Origin of the sequence: Cryobacterium sp. HLT2-28, from assembly GCF_004402495.1 — a bacterium.
Taxonomy (GTDB): Bacteria; Actinomycetota; Actinomycetes; order Actinomycetales; family Microbacteriaceae; genus Cryobacterium; species Cryobacterium mannosilyticum.
On record NZ_SOFH01000029.1, the window covers coordinates 138,184 to 161,338 of the forward strand.

The following is a 23,155-nucleotide window of genomic DNA, read 5'->3' on the forward strand; positions in this document are numbered from 1 at the left end:
CACTCGCGCAGCGGCACGGCTCCCGTTCCGGTGTTAGTCTCGACCGAAGAAGTCGAGGTAGGCAGCAGCCAGAGCCTCTGGGTCCTCTTCTGCGAGCTGGTGCCCCCACGGGAGAATGACGGCCCGCACGTCTTCGGCCACCTCACGCATCTGGCGTTCGTTGTCCTCGCCGATGAAGTACTCACTTCCGACGGCGAGGACGGGCATCTTCAGTTTCGTTTTCGCTGATTCGTGGTTCTGATCCGCGTCATCGAGGGTCGCACGGTAAATCTCGAACATGCTGCGGAGGCCACCGGGCGAGGAGTAGCACCGTACATATTCGTCCAGCGCGTCGGGCGTGATTGCCTGAGGGTTATGGGTCTCGTGCTTGATGAAGTAATTAAAGTATTCCCTCTCCCTGCCCGTGATGAGGAGCTCGGGGAAGTCCGGCACGCTGTAGAAGTTGATGTGCCACAGCCAGACATAGGTGCTGACGTTCTCGCGGGTCAGGAACGAGTAGTCTTCGAGACCGAACCCGGGCAGAATCATTTCCTGGTAGACGAGCTTCGTGACTCGCTCGGGGTACTGAGCGGCAACTTGGTAGGCAGTCGAAGCGCCCCAGTCCTCGCCGACAAGGTTGAACGTGTCGTATCCAAGGTGGGTTGCCAACTGGGCGATGTCCTCCGCCATGTTCTTCATGTCGAAACCGTCCTTGGGATGTTCCGAGTCGCCGAGACCGCGCAGGTCCGGCGCGATGACGGTGTAGTAGGGCGTCAGAAGAGGAATTACGCGACGCCAGTGGTATGACGTCTTTGGTACACCGTGCAGCAGAAACAGCGGCTCACCTTGCCCGGCGACGACGTAGTGCAGTCGGACGCCATTGACGAGGGCTCGTCCGTGCTTTGCGGGGACACCGTTGTGGTCCTGGATGATATCCATGGTCGATACTCCTTATTTCCTATTGTTTTTTCAGTTCACGTCGAGTTACGAAGTTGACACCCACCCGTGTGATGGGCTGCCTACGGATTAGCCGCAGGCTTCAGTCGCCTTGCAGGCATCGACCAGCTGTGAGCTTGGGTCCTGGTGGTAAACGGACTTCCACGCTTCGAGCACGTTTTGCTGAAGAACCGGGACCGCGGGGAAGGCAAGCCAATTCGGGACTGAGCCTCCGAGCAGCACCTTGACCGCCATGTCGGCTTCCGCGAGTCCTTGGTCGTAAGGCACCTGAGCGCCGAGCGCCTTGATGTTGCCTCCCGTGGCCAGTTCGTTGGCGACATCGGATGCAATGTTGACGGCTACGATCGGCATGGTTTTGCCCTGGGCGCGGACGGCCTGGTCAATCGCCAGTGCGGGAACCTCCCACTCGGCGAACATCCCCTTGATGTCGGGATTTGCCGTGAGGAAGTCGCCGGCGTTCTGTCCCGACTTCGACGGGTCCAAGAACTCCTGGGTCTTGATTTTGATGTCGGGCCGATTGGCCTTCATCCAGTCAACGAAGCCCTTCATGCGTTCCTTGGTGACGAAGAAATCCACGCCGAAATCAAGAACGCCCACGGTTCCGCCCTTGGGGATGAACTTTGCAAGGGCCTCCGCGCAAACGGCGCCATTGCCCTGGTTGTCAGAAGAGACCATGCCCTGATAGTCGGCCGGGTACACGAGGCCCTTTGGCACGTTGTCCATCATGATGAGCTTGATGCCCGCCTGGCCTATTTTCCGGTAGGCCTCAGCGGTCGCGGTGTCGTCAACGGGGATGCTGATGATCGCGTCGGGCTTGAGTTGGATCATGTTCTCGATGCCCGACACCTGCTTGGTGACATCGAAGTTGGGGTCAACAACGCCGACGACTTCGGCGTTCAACTCTTTCAGGCGGTCCGTGATCGCTCGGACCTGTTCCGTCGACCACTCAATGTTCATCGTCTGCATGACGATCCCGACGCGGAACTTCTTTTCTTTCGCCTGGGCGACCTCGGCGTCGGTGAGGACGACGTCGCTCAAGCTGCCTGATTTGACGCCGTTTGGTCCGAGACCCAAAATGCCGGTTGGCACGAGTTCTTTGGCCGTGACGCCGGCCAGGGGGTTGGTCGCCTGCTCGACGCTAGTCGATCCTCCGGAGCTGCACCCAGTAAGAAGTAGGGCTGATATCGCCGCGATCCCCAGAACGCTTGCTGCTGATTTCTTCATTGAAATGCTCTTTCCACATGATCGGCCTTGATCGAGAAAATAGGTTTTGTAATGACCGAGAAGCTCCGAAGGGTAAGCCCGAACCTTGCGCCATTGAACATTCCGCTTTTGGCGAATATCGTTATTAGTGTCATCAAGGTAATCTTTTCTCATGCCAAATGCAAGAATTAATTTGAACTTGCGCATTTTTTCGACGCCAGCAAGGTGGAACTAACTCAAAGAGTCACCGGAGGTGCGAAAATGAATCGAATCTCGCGTAACATTTGGGAACTTATTTGAGGAGAGCAATGTCCGCACAGCTTCTAGCCAAAGGCTTCGGCGCCAGCGATCTCTTTCAGCTGCTCCGGGACGGTGCCCCCCAGACCCGTGCACAGTTGGCGTCGGCAACCGGCCTGTCTCGATCGACGATCGCCCTTCGACTGGACGAACTCATCGAATTGGAGTTAGTCGCTCCCATCAGGGACGCCGCCTCTACAGGCGGGCGTCCCTCTATGCTCGTGGCCCTTAATCCAGCCGCTCGAGTGGTGCTCGCCGCTGAGTTCGGCGCGTCCCACGCAACTGTTGTTCTCGTCGACTTAAGCGCAGTCGTAATCGCCGAGCACACAGAGGAGGTGGAGGTCACACTCGGGCCTGAGCAGGTGCTCGGATGGTTCATCGATGTCGCGAACCGCTTACTTGCCGAGGCCGGCAGACCACCGTCGGATATCGTGGCCATAGGCATCGGGCTTCCCGGCCCTGTTGAACACGAGACAGGGAGGCCCAAGAATCCCCCGATCATGCCCGGCTGGGACGATTTCGACGTGCCGCGTTTTGTTCGGGCAGTCTTCGATGTACTCGTGCTGGTCGACAACGACGTCAACCTGCTGGCGCTCGGCGAGCGGGCCACCATGGCATCCAAGACAGAGAACATGATCCTGGTCAAGGTCTCCACGGGAATTGGTGCAGGGATAGTCAGCGACGGGCATTTGATTCGCGGAGCGCAGGGCATCGCGGGCGATCTCGGTCACGTCCAGGTTTCGGGGCGACAAGACATTATTTGCACGTGCGGCAATCGGGGTTGCCTGGAGGCCGTGGCGGGAGGGCCCGCCATCGCCGCCAATCTTCGGAAAGCGGGTCTGGCAACTCATTCTGTGCGCGATGTGATCGAAGCCGCTCGATCCGGAAACGTGCTGGCCACTCAGGCCTTGCGTCAGGCCGGTCGCGACATCGGCGAGGTTTTGACCACCTGCGTCAGCCTAATCAACCCTTCGGCCATTCTTATCGGCGGCTCCCTCGCCCGCGCTGGCGACCACCTGATTGCCGGTGTAAGAGAAGTCGTCTACGCGCGCTCCATGCCACTCGCAACTTCGCATCTGACGATCGCTCCCTCCAGACCCGATGAGAGTGCAGGAGTGATCGGTGCGGCCGTCATGGCTATCGAAAGCGCCCTGTCCCCTGCGGGGATAGAAGCAATGGCCAAGCGCAACGCCGCGTAACCATCGTGAGACCCGCAGTACCTGAACGCGCGGGCAGACGGAGTGGGGTGGATCAGGGCACCGGAGCAGGGCCGCGAGGTTCTTGGCCTGAGCAATGTGGCAATATAGCGAGGACTGTCCACACACCGGTTCGACCCAGCTCCTTGTGAATTCGGGCGGTGGCATTGTCAAGTCGGTCAGGAACCTACAGCCAGATCTGCTCGCGCCGATGGTGCGCCAGGCGGTCGCGTCCGCACTGCCGGAGCCTGGGGATCAGTCTGCAACCGGCGCACCGTGACACCCCGACGAACACCTGTCATCGAGCGAACACTGCACGGGCGCCCTTGAAGGTGTTGGAGAGGTACGCCTTGCCGTGGACGCAAACATTGGTCTCCGGCGCACTGACGAGCGCGACCTAATCCTCGTCGACGGCAACTGGTATGTCACCTGGATGTCCCAGGACCTCATCGATGCCGCCAAGACCTACAACGCCCGGGTGAGCGACCCCCTTGACCCCAAGAATCCCAAGTGACTGCTCGACAAGATGACCTTCAAGGCCTACCTTGCCAGGCGCGATGCCTACCGGATGAAGCCGAAAGGCCGGCCCGACAAGGATGGATTCCAGCGGTTCATGTACCCAACCCCCGGAACCTACATGGCAATCGACCGTGCCAGCGGCAACTGCGTCGCCAAGCCTGCGACACCGGCGACCGTCACCATCCCGATGGACGCAGGTGCCCCGGCCGAACGGAATCAGAACCCGAGACTGGCCGTGAAGCACATCCAGAAATTCGCCTTCAAGTCCCCGGAACACCGGAAGTACTTCGGCATGCGCAGCCTCGTCGAATCTGCGAACAAGACACTGAAGTCGAAGAACTTCGAGGACCTCGCCAACGTCAGCAAACGCTCCGGCCGCGGGTTTGCTTTCAACTACCTCGCGGCGACCCTCGCCGCAGTCTCTTCGAACCTGCGGAAGATATTCGACTTCTTCGTGAAGACCGCGGAACGTGACAGCGGCGAGTGTCTCTCCCGAGAACGCCGACGCAAAGAAGCCACCGGAACACCGCTGAGCAAACACAGCGCACTTCCCGCCCTGGCACCGCCGCAGTAGCGGGAACCTCCGCCAATTCCGAACGTCACCCCGCGCACCGAACGCTTCAGCCTGCCTACCAGCAGGCTAATTGGCGTTTAAACCGCAAACCCCCGAGCAGCGAGCGCTAAAACGGCCACCGAACGCGCACTGATTCGTTAAAAGAAGAAGGCCGGCTGGGCATTTCTGCCCAGCCGGCCTGTCCGCTTGGATTTCATGAAAACCATTCCTGGATTTCCTGAAACACCCGCTGTGGGTTGATTGCCTTTCTCGAAAGGGTACCTGCAACCCTTACGCCTCCCGGGCACTTTCCGACCGTGTTTGCGCCGATCCTCCGCCGGTTCGCCGAGAATCCTCCACTTTCGCGCTTGCGACCCGCGATTCTCCGCGGCGGCGAATCCCCAGAACTGGGGTCCCCCTCGCCGGGTCAAGAACACGCCGACGCCGATACCCTGACTTCGGGGGTCGTTTGACTCTGGAGCGTTCTTCGGGTGCAGTCGCGCAGTCAGGAAATACACGTGAACTTGGGTCAGGCAGTTTCCACAGTGTTCAAGAAGTACGCCCAGTTTCACGGCGTCGCCAGCCGATCCGAGTACTGGTGGTGGACTCTCTTCGCTACGGTCGTCGGATATTCCATCGTTGGACTCGACGTGGCAATCAACGGACAAAGCACCAACTTCCCGCTCGTTTGGTCACTTGGTACCCTCCTCCCCTCACTCGCCGTAACCGTCCGACGATTCCGTGATGCGGGCTACGGTTGGGGCTCCCTCTTTCTCGCACTGCTCCCCATCCTCGGTGCCATCATCATAATTGTGATGCTCTGCCAACCAAGCGAAGTCAAGGCGACAGCTGACTCCGCACGAGACCGTGTGCATGACCCCCGATGACCTCCTGGCGCAACACCGCATCCGACCTGGCCCAGCATGACGTCGACGAGTTGACAAAACACAGTTGCTCAGCGCCTGCATCGGCTTCGCCCAATAGAAGCTCGCTGACCATGGCGATTTCTTCCCCTACGCTGCAGCGATTCGCGAAGACGGACGGGTTGTTGACGCCCTCGCCCACGGCCGGGCGCGGGTAGTCGTTCCCGAGCGCCCTTGTTTTTGGAGTGTGGAGATTTGCCCTCATGGACGCTGTTCCGCCAGGGTGCCTCAGCCATTTTCTACTCCGCGAGAACACCGTCAACGAGCTTCCCGAGTCGGACAACGGCTTCATAGTGTTTGCGGCTCACTAGTTGCCCGATGAGCAGGTCCTTGTCAAGCTTGCCGAGCGCACGAACTTCCCGAAGGTCGTGGAGCGCATTGCGCTTGCCGGCCGCGTCGGCCCACCCGTTGTTGCCGCACATGTCTCAAGCGAGATACGGCGCCCACACAGAACTGGTCGGTCGGATCCGATGGGGAGGACGTTACAGGGCGCGGGCGAACCTTCGCCGATAACCGGCCCGAGCCTCATGTGGAAGAAATCATTCTCAACGCGCCGCTTTTCTGGCCGAAGTGTTGCGGGGCATCCGCGTAGTGGCAACGCCATGTGCCAGGCAATGGCTAACCTCTTGCTAGGGCCGCTTTACGAACCAGGCGGGCCTCTGCCGAAGGAGGAGTGATTGGTCAAGTTGTTCATGGCGAGGCCCTACAAGTCATTGTCGGCAATGGAGGGCATCTTCGACGGCGACTTGCCGGATTTAACAGTGATAACGGGAGCCAATGGCTCAGGCAAGACGCAGCTCCTCGAGGCAGTACGTGAGTCCCACATCCAAATTGGGGGCAACCCACTGACCCAGAGCCCAAGGATGTTGACCGCAGCTGACCTTCAATTCAGTGAAGGTGATCATCTTCCAACGCTGACGCGTGCACAGGTGATAGATCAACTCAGGACAGCAATTCAGCAGCTGAACGCGCAGGGCATGGACGCACCCAATCTTCGCGGCAGCCTCATACAGCAGGGCCTCCTGACAATTGGGGCCCTGAACAGCGCCCAGTTGGCATCCGGCAAAGAAATCCACCTTTGGTCCAATGTCGACTACGAGCGATACGCCCCGCGTGAACTCGGACGAAGAGATCTCTTTTACTTCTCAGTTGCTGAAGCTTTTTCGACTTACAACCAGATGAGCACGTTAAGTGGCTTCAATCAGTGGCGTGCTGAAACGTCTGGTGATGGCGAAACGTTCGTCAATCCAGGTCTCTTCCGTCAACAACATGGCGACCCACCCTGGACCGTTCTCAATCGTGTACTCCTAAATGCCGGCCTTAACTATTCATATGAGTCTCCTGTTCCATCGATTTCCCCCGAGTATGTGGAACCGCGCTTAACCGATCTCGACACTGGGCGGCCAGTGCCGACTGCGGAATTGTCGTCAGGTGAAAAGACGCTCATAATGATCGCTCTATCCATGTATTCCGTTGGATACCGGAGAGATGCCTTTGAAGCCCCGCCGATAGTCCTCCTTGACGAGCCCGACGCTACTTTGCATCCCCAAATGGTGCGCAGCATGCTGCGCCTTATTCGTGAAGAGATCGTTGGGAAACTCGGCGTCCCAGTTCTGCTGACTACTCATTCGCCCACGACAGTTGCGCTGACCGATGAAAGCTCTCTCTACGTCATGGTGCGGTCGGGTGCGCCTCGTCTTCGGAAGACTACGAAGGATGAGGCACTTCGAGCGCTGCTGGTCGGTGTACCCACCATCAGTGTTGATGCCGAGAACCGCCGGACGGTCATCGTTGAAGACCCCAATGACGAAGAGCTTTACACCGACATTTTGGCGATCTTGGCGCCTGGTATCGGTTCCGAGCGGTCGCTTGTGTTCATGGCCGCGGGCAGCCGAGCTGCGGGCGGAAATGGGTGCGACGCTGTAATCCGTTTGGTCCAGAGACTTTCAGAGCAAGGAAACACGAGAGTGTGGGGCCTCGTTGATCGAGACAATCGATCCAAAGCCCCCCACCAACGCGTACTACTCGACGCCCAGCGGTACTCGATAGAAAACGTGATTCTCGACCCGCTCTCTCTCGGGCTGTTGCTCCTCAGAGACCAAACCGAGCCAGTATTCAGCGCAGTCGGCAGCACAACATTCCGAGCTTTCGACATATCAGACGGTGAACAACTCGTCCGAGCGGTGACAGAGGCCATGGGGGAAGATTGGGAAAGTTCTGATTTCCTCGAAGTCGAATACGTTGGGGGCTTCACGCTCTCGGTGCCTTCTTTTTGGCTGAACGAACGTGGTCATGATCTGCAGGCAAGGGTTCTCGCGGTTTTTCCCTCACTTCAAAGCCACAAGAATCATCTGCTGCGAAATATCGTTCGCCTAGTTTGGCGAGACTATCCGTCGGCAGTGCCATCATCGACTCGCGCTTTGATGAACTCTCTTCTTTCCTAAGGCTGCCTCGGCCAACACTCGCTGTTGGACCAATGCGGTGCAAGTCGTCATTCGGGCAATGGAAATGCTGGGTGACGATGAAGCTTTCGAGTCATCCTGCTTGTGCCTGAACGTTCAGGCAGCGCCCATTCCCATAACCGGGAATCGCCGCGTCTCCCTAGCACTTGGAAGCTCACGTCCTGGGCGGCTTGGAGAAACCCTTCCGCGAGCATCAGTGTCATCGATTTGAGCTCTCCGCCATCTCGCGAGAAATATTCAGACGTGAGGGCGATGCCCGAAGTGCTAGCTCGATGGGCGAGCTGATTTCGCAAGCGTGCAGCATCGCTGAGATAAGCACTCAGGTCTTCCCCCTCGAGTAGCATCCATCTGTGGATCCCAGTCGTCGCACCTGGCTGCGGAATCACCCGAGCCCGGGCGAGCAGAGGAACTCCGAGTGCGGCCCAGCTCGAGACGAGCAGCGGCCATTGGATCCCGTGGGGGCTTCCCTCACGGACGAAGCGCTCTTCGCGGTTGGCATCCTTGACCGCGGCCTCGGCGGCCGCGAATGTGAGAAGAAAACTAGATGCCGGGAGGCTCCTGTACTTCTTTACGACCCCCTTTTGCGGTCTGGATTGTGCCTTGGAATCTCCACGCTCCCCGTGAACGGAAATCACGTCCGCCGCCAATGAAAACCCGTTGCTGCTCATCGCTGCCCCCTTGGATTTGTAGCTTGCGAGTTCAGGCTACTATCGCCGCACCGTGTTGGCCCGCGCGCTGCGCCAGCTCGTGGGGGTGGTCGGTTGTTCGAGAAAAAGAACTCACTGAAAAACATAACTATGCGGGCCCGCGCGTGCGATCAATTGACATGAAGGTGCCACCAGAGCGATCCCTCGAATGCACAAGCGCCCGCTCGGACTACTCCGCCTTGTTAGCGCGCCGCTCGTAGTGCTCGACGTGGTCGACGAGCAACTGCTCGACGGACTTGCCGAGCATGGCGAGGGTTGAGACGTTGACGTTGAGGACGCTCGCAGCCTCCGTGAACGGTGAGTTGATGGTGAATTCAACTATCTGCATCTGGGACGGGTCAGGGACGGCCGCCGAGTACGTGAAGAGGAACCCGGTTGTCGTGAGGAGATCGAACATGGCCCAACACCTATTCCGCCCGCGAGTCATCCAGCGTGCTCAATCAACCTACATGGGTGCACCGACGGCTGGATGTTCGTTCTGGGTGAACCTAATGAATTCCGACATTTGATTCGACTCGTGTGCGGAGCCTGCCTTCTGCCCGAGAGGACCGGCAGCGTCAGATCTGTCATGCGCCGAAGAGGCGGCGTGTAAGACTGACCTAGTGAACAGAACGGCAATGGCGCCGCAGTCGTTTGCTCAGTCCAGATGGACGGGACTCGCATCCTCGGAACCTTGCGTGAACAGAATCATCTAAAGGCGGTTCAGGAAGCAACTTGCCGCATCGCCAAAAAGTATGGGACACGATATGGCTACGCCAAATCCAGATCAGATTGTACTTGACGCGCTTTTCGCTGACTTCGTCGCCACAGAGTACCCCGGCACGAACGTCGACGATGCTTTTGAAATCTACGCAGCGACGCAGGTATTGAAGCCAAGAGAGCTCTCGGTCGAGGAACTGGCTGCCGGAATCGTAGATGGGACCAAGGACGGCGGCATAGACAGCTTTTTCGTCTTCCTGAACGGCATACTCGTGAGTCCGGACGACGCCTTCCTCATAAAGGGGGACCCTTCGGTCGCATTAATCGGGCCGTACCCGCTCCTTGAGGTCTTCCTAATCCAGTCCAAGAACTCAACAAGCTGGCAGGAATCCGTATGGGAACATCTGCTCTCATCGTTGTCTAATTTGCTCGATGTTGGAGCCAGCGACGAAGATCTTGAAACCATCTACCGCGCCGACGTCGTGGAGAGAACGGGGATTCTTCGCAAAGCCGTGGTGTCGCTGGGCGCAAAGTTCCCTAAGGTCGCGTTTCGCACCGTATACGTGAGCCGCGCCCCCGAGGCCAACATCACTGAGACCGTGCAGGCCCGAGCTGCCCAAGTCGCTGCCCTCGTCACCTCAAAACTCACGTCCGGGGCAACCGTCACTTCTGATCACATCGGGGTAAGCGCGCTCTACACGCTGGCCGGCACGGACTACACGCAGCCTGGTGTCCTGAAATTTCGCAGTCTGATCCGTGAAACCGACTCATTCGTCGGAATCGTGGCGCTTAGCGACTACCTGGCTTTTGTTCGAAGCGACGCGGGTGTGCTTCGGGAAGAGTTGTTCGATTCCAACGTTCGCGACTTCGAGGGCGACAACATCGTCAACAAGGCGATTGCGGAAACCTTGGCGAAGAACGACACCTCGGAATTCTGGTGGCTCAACAACGGTGTGACTGTGCTTGGCGACAAGGTCGACAGTCCCCAGCAGACGCTCACGATTTCACGGCCGCTAATTGTCAATGGTCTTCAGACCTCGCACGTCCTCCACTATGCCGAACACAACAGCCTGTTCGCGCCCGAGCGGTTGAACAACGGCCTGCTCGTCCGAGTCATTGTGACCAGCGATGAGGACGTCCGAGACCAAATCATCGCCGGGACCAACCGGCAAACGCATGTACCTACGCCAGCCCTTTACGCCACCCAGCCCCTTCAACGCGACATCGAGCGTTTCTTGGTCGTCCACGATTGGTATTACGAGCGCCGGAAGAACAGGTACCGGAATTTGGGTAAGCCGGCAAAGCGTCGGATCACGATCAATCTGTTGGCGCAGTCCATGATTACCCTCATGCTCGGTCAACCAGATGTGGCACGCGCTCGCCCCTCGACGCTGCTGAGCAAGAAGGACGGCTACGAACAGGTCTTCCCCAGCAGCCTAGATATGGCCGCCTATCTCACAGCAGTTGAGACGATCAAGGCTGTCGATGATTTCCTCACCACAGACGTCGCGAAGGATGTCCTGGATGAGTTCAGTAATTCGCGTTTCTACGTGGCCGCGGGCTATTTGATCCTCGCGATGAAGCTCAAGGACACCAGTGATTTTCATTTCGACAAAAACTTCTCCAAATTGAAAGCCCCCCTGAAGCAGCCGCTGTTGGTCGAAGCGCTGACTGTGTTGACGGCCGCCGCGGCTGCGTTCGCAACGCTGAACCCAAAGTCATCGCGCGACACTATCTTCAAGAGCAGTGAGTTCAGGGAGGCTTACTTCCGCGCACTAACGGCCTGACGAGAGCTCTAGCAAAGGTGGTTGGCACCAGGGAATAGAGATTTTTGCCTGGTGCGGACGGACAGCGTCGGGCCGAAGGTCATCGTCGTCTCGGGGGCGGATCCTGCAGCATGGGGTCGCCCCGCCCCCGATGGCGGCTGAGGCCGGGCTCGGGGAGTGACTCCGCGCGTGCAAGCGGCAACGCAGCGGCACGGTCAACCCGCCAGCCAGGCCGCCACCATCTCGACAGACTCCGCTGCAATGAAGCGCTACGCGCCGCCCCGGACCAAACGCCCTCAGAACCTGCCTGGAATTGCGATTAGGAGCGAAGGATCTGGCTCAATGCGACCGACACGCTCGTTGTAAGCCTCGAGTAGACCGCGAAGTTGGGTTCGAATCGTTTTGGACTCGTACAGGCCGGCCTCCTCGACACCGGTTCCTATGAAGGTTTCAATCGACTGAACTGACACGTGATCCTGCATGTTCTGTATCTCCGCCAGCTGCGTGGCCGCTGAAACGGCTGAGTCTGGCACGAGGACAAGAGGGCGCAATTTCTTTGCGATGTTGTCGCGACAACGACGGTCGAATAGAGCCTCCGTCGGTCTCATTGTCACGTGTACTGCGGTCCCGCCGATTTGGTAGTCCCCCGAGCGCTGCGTCTGGAGATCGGCTGTTGTGTAGGTCTCTGAATTGACGCCCGATTGAGGGAATTGCCGATCAAGATACGCTCCGACGAGGTGGTGCACGAAGGCACCGGCCGAGGACTGGTCCTTACGCCGAGCCGCGTCGATAAGTGCATGAACTGCGACCTGGACAGGCTTGCTAGCGTCAATTTGGGCTGTGATCCTTTGACGGTTAAAGAAGTCGACTTGGAGCCGCTCGACGAACCAGCCTTTCAATGATGCCGCCGCGCTGTCTCGCTCCGCGACAGACATCTGTGCGTACATCGCGACCCGCGCGCTGTCATTCATGATGGTCACGAGTGCTTCGCCGAGTACAAGGGTCCCTCGAGAGGTCCGGCCGCCTTCGCTGGTGAACCGCCTTAACTCGTCGTGTTGAGCAAGCACCGTCTCTATGAACGAGCCGCTGATATTGAGCAGTTGCGAGCCGCCCCTTGAGCGGTATCGCTGTGGCGTTATTGGGAGTCCACCGCCCATATATCCGCCGACCATGAGTCCCGTGGCCATTACGTTTGTATTGACTCGCCCCGTCTCGACTCGCCCCGTCGCGATGCTTGTCTGGACGGGACCCTTTTTCTTCGGAACTGCCTTCGGCTTCGCTCGTTGGCTCTCGTACCATGATTCGACATCTGCGAGCATCGACGACTCGAATTTCTCGAACTGTGCAGTGGTCATGATCTAGTTATTTCCTTCTGAAAAGTCGAAACTTCCATCGGCGGCATCTTCCGCCGTGTTGGCGAGTGCATCAGCGCGCCTGCCAGCGAGGTCTTCAAGCCTTTTGGTCTGGACGAGGAGAGCCTGCCGAAGCCCTTTTGACACTTTCCGTTCAGAGATGTTCTTCGCGAGCAGTGAAACCGTGATGGCCCGCCTGGCGATCCGCACGTCAGGGTGGGCGCGGTCGGGAAAGATGTCATTCGGGATGATGACCGCGCGAATCGGTTCGGGGAGGTCCGCCATGAGCTCGGTGACCAGGAGCGTCCCCTCGTTCAGCACTGCCCCGAACTTCGACTCCCCAGTCAAGCGGTGGTGGACGGTGTACTCGTACTTGTCCAGTTCTCGTTTGCGGTCTTTCTTGGGGAAGTCGTGCTCGATATGCGGCAGTGACCAGAGGGCTATCGCATAGACCTCGAATGGGTCGAGGACGTATTTCCCGACCGAGTCTGATCTCATGCCGGTCATGTGGCGGCCAATGCGCGTACCGAAATTCTCGGAGGTCTGCCCCACGTAGATCGGTTCGCCATCGTAGTCAAAGAACGCGTAGATTCCGGTGATGGCCTTGCCGATTGGGGAGCCACCCCTGGACGGGTCCGGCAACCGCATTGCGTCCGAAATGGACCTTCGGATGGCGTCCACTTCACGTGGAAGGTATGTCGTAGAGAGATCCACGCCGGGGAAGAAATCGGCGGGCATCATCTGGTCTGTCAAAGTTGTTGCTCCGTTCGGACTGCCGTATTCGTGAGTCTATCGGCGCTCCCGAGACCAGGAATCCGCGTCGGACCGGTTTCTCCACCCCCTTTTGGGATCCCGGAAACCTTCGCCCGTCTCACTGATTTCTGCTCACTGGATGCAAAAGTCCCTGAGCCGCGACGAGGAGCGCGATTCAGGGACTATTTTGCGGACGAGGTGAAGCAGCTCGCGGTTCGGGCTTATCGACGGGATTCGGTCAGGACGCCGGTGAGGTACTGGTCGGTTATCCACTGGATCACGTCGACGACGACTGCGTCTCCGAATCCAAAGAGGGCCTGGTTGTCAGTGCGGGCGTTCGTCTTGAAGCTACCCACTCCCATGAGTCGGGCGTACTCGAGCGGGGTCATCCAACGGACGCGGGCCTGACCCGTGCCGGCCACGACCAGGGCCTGCTTCGACGAGCCTCCACCGGTTGTCCGGAGGCACCCCGCGATACCATCGGGCCGGATCTCCCACGTCGCGGAGCCGTTTCGGGTCCGGCGATATGCGGTGCGCTGCGAGAGCGTCTTCGCGTTCTTCAATTCGGCCAGGCGTGCGGCGTGCAGCGGCGTGAGGCTGCCGAAGAACTTGTCGGAGCGAGTCGTGTCCCACCAGCGGGGGTCGTCGTTACTCATGGTCTCGACGACGGCGCCGAGGTCGTCGGGGCCGTCCGGGAGCGAGGCGAGCTCGCGCGTGTGCATCCGGAGGTCGGCGTTTGCGGCGTAGATGCGGCGAACCCACTCGGGGCGGATGTCGGAGAGCGGCGGGGCATCCGTGTTCGAGTCCCTGGGCAGCTCGCCACGGACGCCGACGACGAACATGCGTGGGCGGCTCTGAGGAACGAAGTGTCGCGCGTTGATCGCGAAGACGTCGCAGCTGTAGCCAAGCCGGTTCATCTCTTGGACTGCCTTGCGGAGATCTGCGCCGCCGTGGCTTGTCGCGAACCCGTGGACGTTCTCTAGGAGTGCGATCCTGGGGCGCTTCTCGTCCGACATTTCGTCGAGGACACGTGCGAATTCCCAGAACATTCCACTCTGCGATCCGCCCAGTCCCTCGCGCTTGCCGGCCAGGCTGAGGTCGATGCATGGGAACGATGCCGTGGCCAGGTCGAGGTCGTCGGGCATGCCGGCACCTTTGACCGTGCGTACGTCACGGAGTTCGAAAGTAGCTCCCTCGTCGGGGCGGTTGGCGGCGTAGAGATCGAACTTGGCCTTCTCGATGTCGTTGGCCCAGGCGATCTCGTAACCGCGAGACTCGAGTGCTTCGGCCATCAGGCCGATTCCGGCGAAGAACTCGGCAACGCGGAAGCCGGCTCCCGGGGCTTGGATCGGTTCGTGCGCGTCGTTGCGCGAAATGTCTGGGGTCGACGCGGCCTCGGTCGGCGCGGGCGGGCGGCGCCTCGCAGTCGATTTGAGCGGTGCTGTGATGGTCATTTCCGGCCACCTTTCCGTATGTCTACATAAGTTACTACCCGGGACCGTCACTCTGGATTCCGCATCGCGCAAAGACACGATCCGCAAGCCAAAGTCTCTGCGCCACCGCGTACTTCACGCTGGCAGTTAGGCCGACGACGGACGTTCTCGTCCGCCTTGCCTCTATATATGCGCGGTCCCAACTGGCCTGTCCTTGGCCCGCTGTCGTCGGAGCAAGTTGACCGTTGCGCACGCGGCCTTGCTCGCCAGATGCATCCCTACAATTAAATCACAGGACGACTTTGCCGGGGCCGGGTCTGAGCACATCGATCCGAAATGCACTGTCGACCGCAACACCGACCCCAGCCCTCGGCCCGCCGCGGGGCTGTGACCGTTCCGCCACGGCCTCGACGATGCGGTCGGCCGCCAAGCTCGGGTTCTCGTGCTCCCAAAACCGCAGCACGGCCCAGCCCGCTCGGGACAGCGCCTCATCGGTGCCGCGGTCTCGGGCTATGTTCCTACCGACCTTGGCCCGCCAATAGTCGGTGTTCGTCTTGGACAGCACATGATGTTCGCGGCATCCGTGCCAGAAACAGCCGTCGATGAAGACTGCGACGCGTGCCCGCGAGAACACGATGTCCGCAGTCCGGCGCAGCGCCGGTTCCGGGCGGACGTTGACCCGATAGCGAAGCCCTCGACTGTGCACAATGCGCCGAACCGCCATCTCCGGTTTCGTGTCGCGGGACTTGTTCGCCTGCATCACCCGACGAACGGTTGGAGTCGAAGCCCAGGAGCCGCCCGCTCCCGGCGGGGCGACCAAATTGACAGAAACGTCCTCCGACACCGGCTCAATGGTCCCGCGCATCGAACGTATTTCGCTCATGCTCAATTTGACATCGAGTTCCTCCGAAATGGCAGGGTGCTGGCCGTTGCGGGCAGTCGTGCTCGTCTGCGAGTCTCACCCAACCCTCACCACTCCACCGTCGCCGCATCTCGCGCCTTCTCGGCGAGCTCGTCAGCTTCGTCCAGGTGCTCTACCGGCCGGTCTCCGCCGAAGTAGCCGGAGGGAGAGCAAAGCCAGATGACGAGCTCGTTCTGCGACCAACCCACATCGCGTGCGAGCTCAACCAAGACCGGAACAACGGGCGCGACGTGTCCCGATTCGAATTGAAAGCCCGGGTAGACGTACGCACCTTCTCGCTCGACGGCCAGGAGCTGCCCGTCAGTTCTCATTCGTGAGACGGCGTCGACATCAATCTCCGGTAGGCCGAGGGCCTTCATGACTGCGTCAGGGGTCAGTAGCCCCCAGGTCGCCTCGATATCGCGCCAGAGCGTCTCAATCCTCACGGCCCGCACGCGGGTGCTCGACCCGCTCAATCCGGCGGACGCGGCTCGTGACGTGCCAGTAGAAGTCAGTCAACTCGTCGTCGGAGATCATCGTCCACCGTCCGGACTCCCCGACGATGCACGCCTCGAGAGTGCGGAGCGGCCGCGTCACGTCGTTGAAGGTGGCCGGCCGGCCCGGGCCGGGAATACGTTTGACCGTCTTGGCATCCAGGTCGAGGATGTGCGAGCTGCCCTGCGTGACCACACGCCAGACACCGCCCTCGTCGCCCACCAGGCCGTTGACCTGCTCAGGTTCATCGTCCATGTCTGCCGACCCTCCCCGTCGACCATTTCGCGTGACCGACACACTCTGGATGCAGGTGCATTTGATGAATATACTAATCCGCAATACAACAAATTGGAGTCGAGGTGACAAATTCCGACTACGAACCGAATCTCAACTTGGCGGTCTGGAACGAAGTGAAAAGATTCGTGCTCGACTCCGTCGCTGATGCCGCCGACGGCACCCCGTACACGGAGGCCGAGCTGAAGGTCGCAGCGTCACGCATCGCGGCGTGGACCTGGCAGACTGCAGGCCTGCCCCTGGAGCGCGGTGTTGTCTTCCGGCGGGACGTAGTCGCCCGGTTCATCGCAGTCGGCTGCTCGACGTTGAAGCCCGCGTCCCGGGGGAACCTTCGGAGTCAGCTTCTGAGGATGTCCGAGGTGCTGCTCGACCCACGGGAGGTGCCACGGCGTCTCGCTGCGCTGGAATCCTCAGAGCCGGCAGCCCCATACTCGGGCGCGGAGCTGATCTCGCTTCGCAGCTGGGCATCCACCCAGTCGACCCCGGCACGACGTGCAAACGCCTGGGTACTGCTCGCCACTGGTGCCGGCGCGGGGCTGGCGGCATCCGAAATCGGAGAGCTCCGCGTGGGCGACATCCGAGTTGATGGCAACGGCGTACTCCTAGTCGTTACGGGTGAGCGCCCGCGTGTAGTTCCCGTTCTGCGCGAGTGGGAGCAGGTCTTGGCCGACCGAACCCGCACTCTGGGGCCAGACCGGTTCGCCTTCCGCGAGAACCACGCCGCGAACTACCCGAACCTCATCGCCAACTTCATCGACCGAAGCCAAGTTGTCGGCGTTAAGCCAAAGTCGCAACGGCTGCGCGCAACCTGGATAGTCCGGCACCTCGACGCCGCCACGCCGGTGGTCCCGCTGATGCAGGCCGCTGGCATCGAGTCTCTGGAGGCGATGACTCGCTACGTGCGGTTCGTGCGCGAAGTTGATGACGGCGAGGCAAGGACTCGGCTGCGTGAGGCGTGAGAACAACAAGCTGGACGATTCCTGAGTGCCCGTTTAGTCAGTTTTAGTGTGCGTTGCCTGCACGAATCCTGAAGGGGACAGAGGGCTTACGTCGGGACACATGAGCCCAAATAATGCACGCATATCCATGCATGCAAGAATGCACGGATATGCTGGCATTGGGCGGACTGGCCGCCGCAACGGACATGGAGAAAGCCTCGACATGTACACGGTGACCATCAGGCGATTCCGCGACCTCGGTGCCGTTATCAAGGCAGTCCGCGCGTCTCGTGGCATCCGCCAAGAGGAGCTGGCCGACACCCTCGCATTCTCACGCAACTACCTTCAAGAGCTCGAGAACGGCAAACCCAACCTCTACATCACCCGACTGTTCCGGGCCTTGAACGCTCTCGGCATCACCATCAGCGTCTCGTACACACTCGGCGACAAATCGGAAGGCCGTGACTGAGCAACAGTCAGGGTTCCTGGCCGACTATTTCTTCTCAGGCCAAGTCGCATATGAGGGGCACGCAGCGGAGCAATCACTGAGGGCCTTGCCTCAGATTTGAGAAATAAAAGATCTCTGACCTGCTTTTATTCTCACTTTGGACATCACATCAAAAGTGAACGCACAGGTAAGGGTAATGAGTCCCTTAATTTGCGCCCCACAACTGACCGCCTGCGCAGCCACAAAACACCTCGGTCCACTCACCGGTGAATCACCGGCGACCTCAAGAAGCCGCAACGGGCGACTGAAAAACGACCTACTTGTTGAGGCGCCCAGGCCAAAGGTCGACGCCGAAGCCCATTTCGAGTTTGGCGATGGTGGCGAGGTCGGGCCAGGAACGTCCGTGAAGGACGGACATCATCGTCGAGGGGTCCACGCCCACGTCTCGGGCGGCGGCGCGGATACTCCGGTCTCCGATGGCGGCCTGAACGTTCAAGGCGAACTGTCGGGCGACCTCTCCGACTGGGTCTACAGAGGGCATTTCGGGCCAACCGTCCGCGAGGTCTCTCGGGGTGAGTCTGGCGGGCCTGGACATGGTTCGAGCGTAGAGCACACAGGGAGGCCTGTCGCATGACGCCCGTGACGCCGGCCCTTGTCGACTCTTCTCATGTTGATTATAGTAATCCGCAATTGGGTGCGGATGTCGCCCAAACCATCGAGGACTTCACTCCGATGATTCCCAAACGCCTCTGGGACGTGGTCGCGACCTTCACTCGGTCCGCCGTGGCAGACTTCGCGCCAGCAAATTGCGCCGAAGCCAGCAAGGCCCTGACTGTCGTGTCCCGGCTCGCCGTCTGGACGACGGAGACGGCCTGCCTCCCGCTCGAACGGAACATCGTCTTCAGCGGACGACACATCGAGACGTTCGCCGCACGCCAGATGGGCGGCCTCAGCCCCGTCGTCGCCCGCAATGAGCGCCTACGCCTGCTCCGCATCGCCGGGGAACTTCACTCGTTCGACCCCGTCCGTCGCGACGCGGGCAAGAAGCCCCGCCCGAACCCCTTCGCCCCCTACTCTCCGGCTGCCCTGGTGCGGTTCCGGAGCCAGGCCGCAACGCGGTCCACCCCGCTCCGCCGACACAACTGGATGATGCTGCTCTCGCTCGCCGCCGGCTGCGCGTTGACGACCACGGAAATCGTCCACCTCAAAGCCAACGACGTCGACACCACCGAGGACGGCGTCACCGTCACCGTGACGGGTGCCAGCCCGCGAACGGTCGTCTGCCTTGCCGAGTGGGAGGACGACATCAGGCACCTCCTGCACGCGCCGCTCGTCGTGGACTACCTGTTTGTGAAGGACGTGCGTCCCAACGACGCCGTCGCATATGTGAAGAAGTTCCTGAACTCCACCGCGAAGGGCAGCGAGTTCCCCACCGTGGAACGCCTGCGGTCCACGTGGATTGTCGGTCACCTCGAGGCCAGGACACCCATCGTCGCCCTGGCCCAGGCGCTCGGCGTCAAGACGTACACCACGTTCGAACGGCTGGCGCGTTTCGTGACAGTGCCCGAAGTTGATGAACTGCAGGCCCTCTTCCGCGGGGAGTTGAACCGATGACGACTCTCGCGCCGGCGTCCCCAACGGTCATGGACCAACTCCGGAAGACCCTGCCCAAGCATGGATTCACCGGCAACTCCAGTCGCATCGTGCACAGCCAGGTCGAATTCATCGGCAAGCTCATTGACGACTCCAAGGTCGCCGAGCAAATCGACGCATGGCAGGCAGAAGACCGCCTCAAGACCGCGCCCGGAGGTCGGCGGCGCATTGCCAGCACCCGAACGGTCCTTGTGCTCTTGCTCCTCTTGAGCACTGAATACAGTTCCCTGTTCGTCAAGGAGATGGCGACCATCGCGTCCGACAGGCTGAGCGGCAAGTCCTTGAGACTGCTCGACCTGTGGGGCAAAAAGCGAACTGCCCGAGAATGGTACTTCCCCCTCTGGCGGGCCCTGCACCGGGCGTTGAACACCATCGACCCGAAACCGGGCAAGCGCGGAAAGTTCGCCACCCACGCCGAGGTCGATGAGATTCTTGCGCTGCGAGAGGTGGCAGGAAGCCAACGAAAACAACTGCGCTTGGACTGGGTCTGCAACGCGCTGCTCGAGGCAACGCTGCAGCTTGTGCCCGAGGCGGCGCGCGATGAATGGAAGGGAGACCTCTGCGTTGACGCGACCGTCGTCCCCGCCTATGGCAAACGCGGTGCACCCAAGTCAAAAACTCACGCGGCCATCGAGTTCGACGCCGGCTGGTACCGACGCACCAGCAGTCACAAGGAGACCGCCGACTCCAGCAAAGCGGCAAAGTCTGTCTTCGGCTGGGATCTGACCATCGCCGTGCAGACCAACCACGACCCCAAGACTCTCCCCGGATATCCGCTCCTCATTGCCGGCATCGGCTTCAACATCCCCGGAACTGCGCTCATCCACACTGCGCGTCACATCTTCGAGAGCGTCGCCGAGCGCGGCCACCCGGCCGGCCGCGCCACCGGCGACCGCGGGTACTACGCACTCGCGAAGTCCGAGGACTTGCAAATGCCCCTCCGGATGCTCGGCTACACCGTCGTCACCGACTACCGCGACGACCAGCTCGGCGTCAAAGACGGCTACGCCGGCTCCATGCAGGTCGAAGGCGCCCTCTACTGCCCGTCCATGCCCGAAGGCCTCGTCAACGCGACCATCCTCTACCGGGCCAAGGAAATCGACGCCACCACCTGGCGCAAACGCATCGTCGAACGCCGCCAATACATGCTCCGCCCCAAAGAGAAGCCCGACGCCAAAGGCCGCGTCCCGATGATGTGTCCCGCCCGAGGCCCCGGGGCCACCGTCAACTGCCCCCTCGTCGACAACGGCTGCACAAAGGTCGACGACGCACTCACCACCATCTACAACGCACCCGTCAAACCCGACAGAATCTGCACCAACGCCACCTCCGTCACCGTTCCCGTCGAGGTCGGCGCGAAGCTGGCGCAGCACTACCAATACGGCAGCAACGAGTGGCAGGAAATCTACTCCCACGACCGCAACACCATCGAGGGCGCCAACGGGTTCCTCAAGGACAGCTCCCACGAAGCCATCGGCGACTCCAGCCGACGCCGAATCCGCGGGTCCACCGCCCAATACCTGCTCGTAAGCTTCCTCGTCGTCGCCGGCAACCTCCGGAAGCTGCAGAAGTACCGCGACGAGATGCTCAGGCCCGAAAGCGACGAAGAACGAGCGGACCGCCAAGCGCGGAAACTCGAAATCCGACGCAAGCGGAAGAACCGCAAGAAGCGGGTCGCGGCCTGGGACGACTTCCAAAAGCCACCAGCCAAAACATAGCCCAGGCCGGGCTTCACCAACACTTTCACCTGCGGCACGAGGCGCTCCAGCACGCTCGAAATCACCACTTCGAGAGCGCTGGGGCGCTTTTTCGTGCCCGGGAGGCCGACACGGGTGGGGTCGGCCTCGCGGAGAGCCAACGACAGCCCCAAGAATGACGAAAGACCCCCGATTTCCCGGGGGCCTTTCCTGTCCGACTGGGTTTCGCAAATAGATTCAACCTATTTGGCAATCAACCCGCTGTGCGCGAGGGGGGACTTGAACCCCCACGTCCTTTCGAACACTGGCACCTGAAGCCAGCGCGTCTGCCAATTCCGCCACTCGCGCGAACTTAGGAAGATTAGCACTTTCTGGGGGCACTGCGCCATTCGAGGCGGTGTGGGCCGGTTTGAGCCCGTGCCACCACCGCGGCCCGGCAGGCCAAACGCCCGACTCGACCGGAGAAACGGGTGATCTCGGCACCCTCCCGTAGGATGACAAACCGTGCCCCCAATTGCCTGGCGGGCGAGTTAACACTTCAGGCAAGTAACATGCAGATAGCCGAAAGGATCGGATCGGGAGACCTGTGGGCATTCTGGATAACTTTGAAAAGGGCTTGGAGCGCGCCGTCAACGGTGCATTCGCCAAGACCTTCAGGTCGGGGCTGCAGCCCGTGGAGATCACCTCCGCACTGCGCCGCGAGCTCGACACAAAAGCAGCGGTCGTGTCCCGCGATCGCATCCTCGCGCCCAATCGCTTCGTCGTTCGAATGAGCCACGCGGATTACCAGCGCATGACCAACCTCGGCCCGACCCTCATCGACGAGCTCACCGAGCTGGTCCAGCAGCACGGTCGCGAACAGCGCTACCAGTTCGCCGGTGGCGTGTCGATCGCCCTGTCCGACGACCGCGGCCTCAGCGAGGGCATGGTGCAGATCGACTCCAGCACGATCAAGGGCAGCGTCACCTGGACCCCGGTGGTCGACGTGAACGGCAAGCGCTACCCGCTCACCAAGTCCCACACCGTCATCGGCCGCGGCAGCGACGCCGACATCACCGTCGACGATACCGGCACCTCCCGCCGTCACGTCGAGATCCTCTGGGACGGCTCGCGCGCCCAAGTGCGCGACCTCGGCTCCACCAACGGCTCCCAGCTCAACGGGTCCCCCGTCAAACAGGCCATCCTCGAACCGGACTCGGTCGTCACCATCGGTCGCACCCGCATCGTCTTCCGGGTCATCGCCCAGGCCGCCGCCGGCGAGCCCATTGCCGACCGCCGCCACGAATCGCCCGCCGAACGCCACGACATGGGCGGATTCTGGGAGCCCTCCGCATGAGCGTCAGCGAGTTGACGCTGCTTGTGCTGCGCCTCGGCTTCCTGCTGGTGCTGTGGCTGTTCATCCTCGGCATCGTCTACGCGCTGCGCAGCGACCTGTTCGGCCAGCGGGTGCGCAAACAGCAGCAGGATGCCGCGGCATCCGCCCCGCCCCTCGCTTTCGCGGCCGCCGTGCCGACCCCGGTTCCCGCCGCCACCCTGCAGCCGGCCGCCGCCTCTGCCACGGCCCTGACCGAGCAGCTGACCGCCCGTCCGGCCGCTCCCCCGGCACGTTCCGGACCGGAACGGGCCACCGCGAAGAACGCGACCCGCCTGGTCATCACGTCCGGTCCGAAGTCGGGCACGGAGTTCCCGCTCACCTCCGACTCGGTCACGATCGGCCGGTCGGGAGACTCGAGCCTGGTCATCCGAGACGACTACACGTCCACTCACCACGCCCGGCTGATGCTCTGGAACGAAGAGTGGATGATCCAGGACCTGGATTCGACCAACGGCACCTTCCTGAACGGCTCGCGCCTCGCCGTGCCGACACCGGTCCCCCTCGACACGCCCGTCAAGATCGGCGCTACCAGCTTCGAGCTTCGGCGGTAGCTGC

The 23,155-nt window shown here is 60.9% G+C and carries 22 protein-coding genes and 1 tRNA gene; 12 read left to right on the plus strand and 11 right to left on the minus strand.

Annotation, left to right across the window (positions count from 1 at the left end):
* Positions 1-33 precede the first annotated feature (33 nt).
* Complete coding sequence (locus E3O48_RS15620; RefSeq protein WP_134540258.1) at positions 34-918, minus strand: alpha/beta fold hydrolase; 885 nt, start codon at positions 916-918, stop codon at positions 34-36.
* An 87-nt stretch (positions 919-1,005) separates the two neighbouring features.
* The gene (locus E3O48_RS15625) at positions 1,006-2,346 is read right to left on the minus strand and encodes a substrate-binding domain-containing protein (protein WP_241982575.1); all 1,341 of its coding nucleotides are present in this window, start codon (positions 2,344-2,346) and stop codon (positions 1,006-1,008) included.
* 101 nt (positions 2,347-2,447) lie between these two features.
* On the opposite strand from E3O48_RS15625, the gene E3O48_RS15630 reads away from it, so the two are divergent.
* From E3O48_RS15630 to E3O48_RS15645, 5 genes are all read left to right on the plus strand, one after another.
* Positions 2,448-3,635: an ROK family transcriptional regulator gene (locus E3O48_RS15630; protein WP_134540261.1), complete on the plus strand. Its 1,188-nt coding sequence runs from the start codon at positions 2,448-2,450 to the stop codon at positions 3,633-3,635.
* 352 nt (positions 3,636-3,987) lie between these two features.
* On the plus strand, positions 3,988-4,146 hold the full coding sequence (locus E3O48_RS17700; protein WP_166788726.1) for a hypothetical protein: 159 nt from the start codon (positions 3,988-3,990) through the stop codon (positions 4,144-4,146).
* A gap of 12 nt (positions 4,147-4,158) precedes the next feature.
* On the plus strand, positions 4,159-4,725 hold the full coding sequence (locus E3O48_RS15635; RefSeq protein WP_134540264.1) for a hypothetical protein: 567 nt from the start codon (positions 4,159-4,161) through the stop codon (positions 4,723-4,725).
* A 524-nt stretch (positions 4,726-5,249) separates the two neighbouring features.
* Entirely contained in the window at positions 5,250-5,591 is a 342-nt protein-coding gene (locus E3O48_RS18395) for a DUF805 domain-containing protein (protein ID WP_370250280.1), read from the plus strand.
* Between the two features lie 713 nt (positions 5,592-6,304).
* Entirely contained in the window at positions 6,305-8,071 is a 1,767-nt protein-coding gene (locus E3O48_RS15645; RefSeq protein ID WP_134540269.1) for an ATP-binding protein, read from the plus strand.
* 47 nt (positions 8,072-8,118) lie between these two features.
* Here the strand turns inward: E3O48_RS15645 and E3O48_RS15650 are convergent, their stop codons facing one another.
* The gene (locus E3O48_RS15650) at positions 8,119-8,757 is read right to left on the minus strand and encodes a hypothetical protein (protein WP_134540272.1); all 639 of its coding nucleotides are present in this window, start codon (positions 8,755-8,757) and stop codon (positions 8,119-8,121) included.
* A gap of 208 nt (positions 8,758-8,965) precedes the next feature.
* Positions 8,966-9,193: a hypothetical protein gene (locus E3O48_RS15655; RefSeq protein ID WP_134540275.1), complete on the minus strand. Its 228-nt coding sequence runs from the start codon at positions 9,191-9,193 to the stop codon at positions 8,966-8,968.
* Positions 9,194-9,542: 349 nt separating this feature from the next.
* On the opposite strand from E3O48_RS15655, the gene E3O48_RS15660 reads away from it, so the two are divergent.
* Positions 9,543-11,282 carry an AIPR family protein gene (locus E3O48_RS15660; RefSeq protein WP_166788728.1) on the plus strand — a complete coding sequence of 580 codons (1,740 nt, stop codon included), beginning with the start codon at positions 9,543-9,545 and terminating at the stop codon, positions 11,280-11,282.
* A gap of 275 nt (positions 11,283-11,557) precedes the next feature.
* Here E3O48_RS15660 and E3O48_RS15665 read toward each other — a convergent pair whose 3' ends face one another.
* From E3O48_RS15665 to E3O48_RS15690, 6 genes are all read right to left on the minus strand, one after another.
* A complete protein-coding gene (locus E3O48_RS15665) occupies positions 11,558-12,616 on the minus strand; it encodes a DUF4928 family protein (RefSeq protein WP_134540281.1) in 1,059 nt (352 codons plus the stop codon).
* Positions 12,617-12,619: 3 nt separating this feature from the next.
* Positions 12,620-13,354, minus strand: coding sequence for a GIY-YIG nuclease family protein (locus E3O48_RS15670; RefSeq protein WP_206751287.1), 735 nt, complete (start codon positions 13,352-13,354; stop codon positions 12,620-12,622).
* Between the two features lie 233 nt (positions 13,355-13,587).
* Entirely contained in the window at positions 13,588-14,820 is a 1,233-nt protein-coding gene (locus tag E3O48_RS15675) for a DNA cytosine methyltransferase (RefSeq protein WP_134540287.1), read from the minus strand.
* Between the two features lie 268 nt (positions 14,821-15,088).
* Entirely contained in the window at positions 15,089-15,682 is a 594-nt protein-coding gene (locus E3O48_RS18400) for a very short patch repair endonuclease (protein WP_370250219.1), read from the minus strand.
* 86 nt (positions 15,683-15,768) lie between these two features.
* The gene (locus tag E3O48_RS15685; RefSeq protein WP_134540290.1) at positions 15,769-16,146 is read right to left on the minus strand and encodes a hypothetical protein; all 378 of its coding nucleotides are present in this window, start codon (positions 16,144-16,146) and stop codon (positions 15,769-15,771) included.
* Positions 16,136-16,450 (minus strand): hypothetical protein, encoded by a 315-nt coding sequence (locus tag E3O48_RS15690; protein WP_134540293.1) that lies wholly within the window; start codon positions 16,448-16,450, stop codon positions 16,136-16,138. The genes E3O48_RS15685 and E3O48_RS15690 overlap by 11 nt, the downstream gene beginning before the upstream one ends.
* A 104-nt stretch (positions 16,451-16,554) precedes the next feature.
* Between E3O48_RS15690 and E3O48_RS15695 the strand changes: the two genes are divergently transcribed.
* The 4 genes from E3O48_RS15695 to E3O48_RS15710 all read left to right on the plus strand — a co-directional run bounded on the left by E3O48_RS15695 (position 16,555) and on the right by E3O48_RS15710 (position 21,246).
* The gene (locus tag E3O48_RS15695; protein ID WP_134540296.1) at positions 16,555-17,448 is read left to right on the plus strand and encodes a site-specific integrase; all 894 of its coding nucleotides are present in this window, start codon (positions 16,555-16,557) and stop codon (positions 17,446-17,448) included.
* Between the two features lie 202 nt (positions 17,449-17,650).
* The gene (locus E3O48_RS15700; RefSeq protein WP_166788729.1) at positions 17,651-17,896 is read left to right on the plus strand and encodes a helix-turn-helix domain-containing protein; all 246 of its coding nucleotides are present in this window, start codon (positions 17,651-17,653) and stop codon (positions 17,894-17,896) included.
* Positions 17,897-18,607: 711 nt separating this feature from the next.
* On the plus strand, positions 18,608-19,489 hold the full coding sequence (locus E3O48_RS15705; protein ID WP_134540301.1) for a hypothetical protein: 882 nt from the start codon (positions 18,608-18,610) through the stop codon (positions 19,487-19,489).
* A gap of 89 nt (positions 19,490-19,578) precedes the next feature.
* On the plus strand, positions 19,579-21,246 hold the full coding sequence (locus E3O48_RS15710; protein WP_134540304.1) for a hypothetical protein: 1,668 nt from the start codon (positions 19,579-19,581) through the stop codon (positions 21,244-21,246).
* A 243-nt stretch (positions 21,247-21,489) separates the two neighbouring features.
* On the opposite strand, the gene E3O48_RS15715 is transcribed toward E3O48_RS15710, so the two are convergent.
* Positions 21,490-21,573 (minus strand) — tRNA-Leu (locus E3O48_RS15715).
* A gap of 238 nt (positions 21,574-21,811) precedes the next feature.
* Here E3O48_RS15715 and E3O48_RS15720 point away from each other — a divergent pair.
* Positions 21,812-22,561 (plus strand): DUF3662 and FHA domain-containing protein, encoded by a 750-nt coding sequence (locus E3O48_RS15720; protein WP_134540307.1) that lies wholly within the window; start codon positions 21,812-21,814, stop codon positions 22,559-22,561.
* Entirely contained in the window at positions 22,558-23,151 is a 594-nt protein-coding gene (locus E3O48_RS15725) for an FHA domain-containing protein (protein WP_134540310.1), read from the plus strand. Before E3O48_RS15720 ends, E3O48_RS15725 begins: the two co-directional genes overlap by 4 nt.
* Positions 23,152-23,155 lie beyond the last annotated feature (4 nt).